This window comes from Ensifer sp. Root954, from assembly GCF_001429005.1.
Taxonomy (GTDB): domain Bacteria; phylum Pseudomonadota; class Alphaproteobacteria; order Rhizobiales; family Rhizobiaceae; genus Ensifer; species Ensifer adhaerens.
In genome coordinates, this window is record NZ_LMJM01000049.1 from 165,045 (window position 1) to 172,482 (window position 7,438).

At 56.5% G+C, this 7,438-nt stretch carries 7 protein-coding genes; 5 read left to right on the forward strand and 2 right to left on the reverse strand.

Going from position 1 to position 7,438, the window contains the following annotated elements:
* Positions 1-347 precede the first annotated feature (347 nt).
* The 3 genes from ASE71_RS28535 (at position 348) to ASE71_RS28545 (ending at position 3,230) form a co-directional block, all read left to right on the forward strand.
* A complete protein-coding gene (locus tag ASE71_RS28535) occupies positions 348-1,289 on the forward strand; it encodes a LysR family transcriptional regulator (protein WP_060521302.1) in 942 nt (313 codons plus the stop codon).
* Between the two features lie 166 nt (positions 1,290-1,455).
* On the forward strand, positions 1,456-2,211 hold the full coding sequence (locus tag ASE71_RS28540) for an SDR family NAD(P)-dependent oxidoreductase (protein WP_060521303.1): 756 nt from the start codon (positions 1,456-1,458) through the stop codon (positions 2,209-2,211).
* A 479-nt stretch (positions 2,212-2,690) separates the two neighbouring features.
* On the forward strand, positions 2,691-3,230 hold the full coding sequence (locus tag ASE71_RS28545; protein WP_060521304.1) for a hypothetical protein: 540 nt from the start codon (positions 2,691-2,693) through the stop codon (positions 3,228-3,230).
* Between the two features lie 555 nt (positions 3,231-3,785).
* On the opposite strand, the gene ASE71_RS28550 is transcribed toward ASE71_RS28545, so the two are convergent.
* Complete coding sequence (locus ASE71_RS28550) at positions 3,786-4,619, reverse strand: hypothetical protein (protein WP_060521305.1); 834 nt, start codon at positions 4,617-4,619, stop codon at positions 3,786-3,788.
* A 525-nt stretch (positions 4,620-5,144) separates the two neighbouring features.
* Here ASE71_RS28550 and ASE71_RS28555 point away from each other — a divergent pair.
* Positions 5,145-6,443 carry a tetratricopeptide repeat protein gene (locus ASE71_RS28555; RefSeq protein WP_060521306.1) on the forward strand — a complete coding sequence of 433 codons (1,299 nt, stop codon included), beginning with the start codon at positions 5,145-5,147 and terminating at the stop codon, positions 6,441-6,443.
* A 478-nt stretch (positions 6,444-6,921) separates the two neighbouring features.
* The gene (locus tag ASE71_RS28560; RefSeq protein WP_060521307.1) at positions 6,922-7,167 is read left to right on the forward strand and encodes a hypothetical protein; all 246 of its coding nucleotides are present in this window, start codon (positions 6,922-6,924) and stop codon (positions 7,165-7,167) included.
* Positions 7,168-7,244: 77 nt separating this feature from the next.
* On the opposite strand, the gene ASE71_RS36060 is transcribed toward ASE71_RS28560, so the two are convergent.
* Positions 7,245-7,438 (reverse strand): hypothetical protein (locus ASE71_RS36060; RefSeq protein ID WP_210178866.1); only part of this gene is annotated, 194 nt, incomplete at its 5' end.

Sequence of the window (7,438 nt, forward strand, 5' to 3'; positions counted from 1 at the left end):
ATCATAACGATCTTCAGCCGCGTTGCCGATACCCAGAAACCACGAACGCCTCTAGCGAAGTCGATTAGCCTTAGGGCCCGCTTCAAACGAGACACCCAACCTTGAACTTGCGACGCACAGCGCTGGCACGCGCGCGGGAGTGCGGTTCACCGAGGCGAGGACTCGATCAATGGTGGCGGCTGTCACCTGGCAGGGAGCTGAGGTCTAGGCGGACTTGGCGGCTCCAGTCACCCTCGAAGCCCTTCCAAACGCCTTAGACCGGAAGCAAGGCCCGTCGAAGAAACATCCATGGCGTCAAGTGTCGCCCTCGGTATATTGTCGAAGTTCCGATCACCAAGGCCATTAAATTGGATCAGATACTCGCCATACGAACCTTCGTCCGCGTTGCCGAAGCGGGATCCTTCGCAAAAGCCGCAGACACGCTGAACTTGCCCCGGTCCTCCGTCAGCAAACTCGTACAGGATCTCGAAGCGCATCTCGGGACGAAGCTCGTAGAACGAACGACCCGAACTGTGACTGTGACCACGGAAGGCGCCGCCTATCATGAGCGCGCACTTCGCCTGCTCGCGGATCTCGATGACATGGACGGCACTGTCGCCGGCTCGCGCAGCACCCCCAAGGGAAGACTGCGTGTGGACGTCGGCTCTGTGCTTGCGAACCACATTATCATACCCTCTCTTTCGGATTTCCAACGGCAATACCCGGACATCGATCTCATGCTCGGCGTCAGTGATCGCTCCGCCGATCTGATTGGGGAAGGGATAGATTGTGTAATCCGCGGCGGCTCTCTTGCAGACTCAAGCCTAAAGGCCCGCAAACTATGCGAACTCGATTACATTCTTTGCGCGGCACCTACCTACCTGGAAGGTCGAGAGCTACCGACGCGTCCAGACGAGATCGAGGCGCATCGAGTCGTCAGCTATTTCTCAGCATCGTCAGGAAAGCGTTTTCCGTTGCGGTTCCTGCGAGGAAATGAGCGAACTGAATATGTATCGACATCCAACGGCATTTCGGTCAACGAAAGCACTGCTCACTTAAATTCGCTCGTGGCCGGGCTGGGCATCGGTCAGAGCTTCGGCTTTCTGGCAAAGCCGCATATCGAGCGCGGCGCTCTCGTCGAGCTCCTCCCCAGATGGAAGCCGGAAAACCACTCACTGCATCTCGTTTATCCGGGAGATAGGTTTCCCAATCCGAGGCTGCGGGCCTTCGCCGATTGGGTGACGGGCGTTTTCGAGCGCGTCGATGCCAGGCGCAGTTCTGCGACCGAGACCATTCATCCAGATGGATAATGTCTCCATCCCGAGCGGCTTCTCGCCGACGGGGAGACCAACTACGTTCGTCCCATCGGAAGGCGACGCGGGCGAAGGCCAAAGCCCCCTACGAACATTTCAAAAACTTCCACAGGCCGCGCATTCGGACTGGATCCTTTCGCGCGTGCAGCATTAGGAGAATAAGATGACGAACAGACTTGCAAACAAGATTGCCGTGGTAACTGGAGCAACCAGCGGCATCGGACTTTCGACTGCCAAGCTCTTTGCAGCCGAAGGCGCCCGCGTCTACATTACGGGCCGCCGCAAGGACTCCTTGGACAAGGTAATTGCGGAGATCGGCGAGGCTGCCGTTGGCGTGCAGGCCGACTCATCGAGCAACGAAGACCTGGACAAGCTTTTTGCCCAGGTGAAGTCGGAACACGGACGCCTTGACGTCCTTGTCGTAAACGCCGGTGGAGGCAGCATGCTCCCGCTTGGGCAGATCACCGAGGAGCAGGTCGACGATACCTTCAGTCGCAACGTGAAGGCCGTCATCTTTACCGTGCAAAAAGCGCTTCCACTGCTGGGTCACGGCTCGTCGGTCGTGCTAACCGGTTCGACCGCCGGTACCGAAGGTACCGCCGCCTTCTCGGTCTATTCCGCTTCCAAGGCCGCAGTCCGCAACCTGGCTCGCTCCTGGGCGCTTGACCTCAAGGGTACCGGCATTCGCGTCAACGTGGTTTCCCCGGGGGCCACACGCACCCCCGGCCTCGTTGAACTGGCTGGCAACGACAAGGAACAGCAGCAGGGTCTCCTCGATTATCTCGCTTCGCGTATCCCGCTCGGCCGGGTCGGCGAGTCCGAGGAGATCGCTAAGGCCACCCTGTTCCTTGCCTCCGACGACGCAAGCTTCGTCAACGGCTCCGAACTCTTCGCCGACGGTGGCCAGGCCCAAGTCTGATCGGCCGCGTTTTAGGGGACCGCAAGGACTTTCGACGTATGACCAAGTGACGCAAAAGACGCGCGGCGTATGGTGAGTTTCAAGCCTCACGATATGCCGGGCGCTATCCTCTTCCAGTCGATATTTACGCAAACATTTTAGCCCAGAACGTGAAGAGTACCGCAACTAGGGTGCACAGAGGTCAACCATGGCCCTTCGCACCTGGGTCACCGGCGTTGACCGCTCGGGGCAGGTAGCGCGAGCCCGGGCCTTGTTCTTGCCTGACTGAAGATGGCTCGCGCAGTTCATCCTCCATCCGGGCTTAATGGCGGCGTAACGGGTTATACGCTTCACGACCTTGCCAGTGACCGTTGCATGTCACTCCGCAAACACCTTATGCCGAGCTTGAAATTTAGCTCCACCTAATATCTACTAGCTGTAATTGCACTGTGCACCGCTCCAAGCTTTTGATCATGGGATGGCTTTGCTGAGGATGCTTCATGTTTTTGGTCCGCACCGATCTCGATGAAGCCATCCAACGATGGCGCGACATCATATTCGCATCCTTGCCATCCGACCGACTTGGCGCGTACGTCGCTTTGCGCAAGCATGATCTGACGATCGAACTTCACGACGTCGAGGAGGATAGTGATCTTCTTGTCTTTGCCTCCGAAGGCGTAGCGTTGGCCGAACGATTTCGTTTGGCTTACCCCTATGTCGTGACATATGCAGGCAATCCCGGCTATCCGCTAGAATATCTGGTTTGGCTTTCATTTCACATGCAAGCAAACTTCGATCGGCTAGGTGTCCTCGAAATGAGTGCGACTTATGAGGACCAGGGCGGCGAAGTCGAAAGCATGTCTGCCGTTGCGATGGGCTTCTCGCACCAGACGGATCTTGAAGAATTTATAGATCGGTTTGATGGTCCGGACCTGAGCCAGGACCCCCACTTCGGCCACGAGGTGTATGTCTCCGAAGTCAGAGGCCCCTCTCCATCCCTGGGTTCGCCGATGATCCCGCCTCCGCTGGACGCCGGTTGAAATCGAGGATCCTTGAAATAGCCCGGCGGTTGCTGCGTAACTCGAATTGATTAGCCAGAGCCCCTATAAATTCATTGCTATTCAGCGTCTCACTTGCAACAATATACCTGTAATTGCGCACCCACAAAGCACACGTTAAAAATGAGATCCGTGCTGGTTTTTATTGCCGCGCAATTCCTCAATTTACGAACGCGCACCTTGATTGAGCCTCCGCCCCCTGCGGGGGCTCAATCATCTGCGCCGACCTCCGAAGTCTCGACGTTTATGACTTCGTGAGACGGTGCGCGTGTGCGCTGGTGGTGATAGAAGCTACTCTATTTCCGGAGGCAATGAGGCGGCTCGCAACAGATATGCAATGAGAGCAAGGATCAGCACCAGGACGCGAAAAATCGCATAGCCCCCAACGGTGTCCTTGCTGCAGGGTGCCACGAGGCGGCCGACATGAATTAGTTTATCATATGGCCGTCTTGTAGCTCGCGGAAGACCTGGCCTGAACAACCGGATGGATTCTCTGGGACTGCACTCTTCGTAGGCACCATAGACCGAGGCGCGTTCCTAGGCACCCACGAGAACGATTACGCCGAGTGGGTGATAAAACAATAGCAGATGAGCCAGCATGAAGTAAAAGCCATACCCCTGCGACCCCAGGAGGAGATCTGGTTCTCCAGATTCCGGAGGTCCAGGTGACACCTTCTGGTTCTTCTCATTGGCTTTGCCAGAACTAGATGGATTGATATCGAAGAGTTTCGCGTCCACGCTTGTCCGAACGTAAACATCATAGTCGTTTATCTGCAGCAAGCCGCCGTCAGTAGGCGTGTAAAGCTGCGTCCCGAATAACGCGAGCATATCGTAGGGGGAACAGGACCAATGGTCTTTGAGCGTCGAGAGTTTTTTGGTTCCCAGTTTCGGAACACACGTTATGAACTTGGTTCCCCCGAGGTCTCTCCTCCCGAATGGGCCGTCCAGTTGGCGACTATCGTGCGTAGACCTCGGAACAAGCGTATAGCTACCTCCCACGGTATCTGATCCGTCCTCCGTCCAGCTTACATCTTTGACGTCAAAGGCTGCCTCATACCATCTCCCATCAGGACCTTGCTGGCGGAATGCGAGGTAATGAAAATCTGCTCCTTGATTGTCGTTCTCTGGCACATGCGTGCAACCCTCAAGAAAGCCGCTTTGAGGCTTAATCTCCCACCACCCGTCCGCCAGCCAGCCCCCCCACGCGCCACTGTAGATCACGGCGACCTTCACAGTCGCGTTCCCAATGTTGGATATACATAACCGGCTGCCCGAAGCCTCCACTTGCTCAGCTGGCCAGCAAAGGAGCGGAATAGAGAGAACGAAGAGCCGGAGGAACACGAACGAAGATATTGCACGCATTATCTTCATAACCCGGCTCCATTCGCACGCTCGGAAATTATCACCCGAGGCGAAGGGCTGAACAATTCGCCTATTCGATGTAGCCTTGACGTTGCGCCTGGAGCTGTTTTCGCGACGCCACGCGCCGAGCGGCGAGTTTAATGAAAGGTGCGATCTCCGGGCGGGGGGATGGAGCCAAAGGCCTTCGGTTGCCAAGTGCATTCAGAGGGCGGTTGAGCAAACCTCACACTATAAATAATAACAACTCGTAGCCGCCGTCGCTGGCGGCTGTCTCAAACAATCAAAGCTCGACCTCGCAGCCTAACCCCATCTTTTTCCCGCTTCCAGATGAAGGCGCCTTCCCCCGCAACAGTGGTCGCGGCGCTTCCGCTGTGAAGCTAGCCCATAGTGTCTACTTCAACTTCCGTGGAAAAGCGGCACTATGTGAAGCTCGGACCAAATCTGTTGACCCCTTAGACCAGCGTCTTTTGTGCATCGCGCCAGTTCAGTCCGACAAGCGATACTCGCCTCGCTCCTTTTTCATGGAGGAATCGAATGGACGTCGTAGATTTTCCAAGGATTGCCGCGTGGAGCCTGCTAGCAGGGCTTGCCTTCGCAGATGCTCACGCGGCTGATCCGGTTTATGAATGTCGACGATTGGCTGGATCTGTCGAGGAGCCGAACAACAAAGAGCAGATCGGGGTCGATCTTCCATTTATCGATACGTCCGCGGCGACGACAGCATGCGACGAGGCGGCGCGTTTAAACCCGCAGGACCACGCAAGCGAATTTCGGCGAGCCCGCGCCTACATGGCGCCAGGCCCAAAGCAGGATATCCGGTTTGCGCTGTATACGTTCTCAAACGCTGGTGGGCTGGCGAGAAGGAACGAAGGGACGATCGGCAAGGATGTATCCGACTGGTATCGCCAGGCAGCCCGGAACGCTGTCACGCCAGCCACGTATGAGAAAGCAGCAAAGGCCGGCGATGTCGAAGCACAGCTCGTGCTTGCATTCCTTCATCAGGAGCCACGTTTCGGCGCTCTTGATGAAGCGAAAAGCCACAAGTGGATGAAGGCGGCCGCCGAGCAAGGGAATGCAAAGGCGCAATGGTGGATGGGGCAGAAGGCTGAGGCGCGTGGAGAATTCGAAAAGGCGCGGGAATGGTATCAGCTGGCAGCCGACCAGAACGACCCGTCCGGCTACTTCAGCATTGCAATGCACTACAAGCTCGGAAAGGGTGTACCCGAGAACAGGGACGAGGCCGACCGCCTGTTTGAGATTGCCGCGGAACTTGGCAGCAAGACTGCGGCCGAGCATTTGGAGACAGCCGCACATTCGCGGCGTGAGCGAAGCCTGATGGCTGATGGAAAGACGATCGTGGTGCCAGCCGACTACACGGAGCCGGACGAGCGAGAGATCGGGCTAGCCTTCATGCGCGCCTATGCCCAATACGGAAAGCAGACTGGGTTTCGCAGTTTCACCTATGGCCTGTTCGCCGATACGGCGTGGGAAATTGAGATCAACGGGATGCACAAGGAACGCTGCGTCAAAGGCGGGCAAGGCTATACATGCGCTTTCGTGGCAGATTTGACCTACCGTCGCTCGAAAGAGATGATCTCAGCGCTCGGCAATACTCTACAGGGCCAGGTTATGAGTTCAGCCGCCGACATGATGACGCGCAACGGGTCCAAGCGACAGGAAGAGGTTTTCATTCTTGGCTCGGAAGGGTGGTACTCGCCAACGCTTCAGATGCAGGCGCAGAAAGGAATGGTTGCAGCGATGGGAACTGTTGCTGAGGCCGTGGGCGGCACGGCATGCGGACTAGACGCGGTTAGCGGCGGCGAAGGCTGCTGAGGACCTTGGTACGGGGTTGCCGCGCTTTCGCAAATTGCGCCGCCATGAAGCGGCTCTCGCACGCTATGGGGGCTCATGATAGCGACGATTTCCTTCCGAAGTAGCTCCACTTTTTGTTGTGAGGCCTGCTTCGTCGTAGTCGGCATGGTTGCACCTTCGTTCTGGTCCTTGACTATCTTTGTTCCCCGTAATTTTAGGGGTTTCTTATTGACCGAAGCGACAGTAAACGGCCTCGCGGCGTAAGCGAAAGGTTGGCCGGCTCAATTGGCTCACGCAGAAATGCGATACTTGTGCATGTCTGGTGATGCGATGACGGGCAGCAAATGTCCGTTCTATTTGGTTCCGCCGCAGGGCGCGGCGTAGACCGACGGTAGGGTTTCCAGACGATTAGCTAGCTCTGGCACAGCCAGCCGGCTGAAATCACAATTCTCTTATGTAGCTACGATATGAATATTTCTCGTCAGCATTTGGAGTGGCAATGCGAGAGAAAAAGCTTCGTGAGACCGAAACCATCTCCGAAACGATCCGGGAATTGGCGGTCCCGGGGATGAGGCCAAAAGCGCTGATCGAAGCCGTCAAGGCCAGACATCCAAGTGCTTCGAAAAAAGAAATCGCTCGAGCGGCGTTTCTCACCATCATCCTGTCTGCTGAGTATGCGTCGGAGGACGCCCAAGCGCTCCACGATCTAGCAATCGAGACATCCGACGGAGACGGCGCTGAATAGGGAAGTCGATCGGTGATTGGTGAAAAGAGAAGGATCCGGCCGCATCACCTCTACGGTAACAATGAGGCAGCCTCACATTAGGCGATGGTGAGCAACCCCTTTTGGACGGCTGTGGTCGCATCCATACTGGCGCCGCGCTCATCTCCAAGGAAACCGCCAACCCCTTTAAGGTCGCGGGCATTCAAATGAAGCTCATACGTGGTCTCCAGTGACCTTGCCCCGTTGAAATAATCCATTTTGAAGTAAGCTCTGGCCCATTGAGAGGACCAGG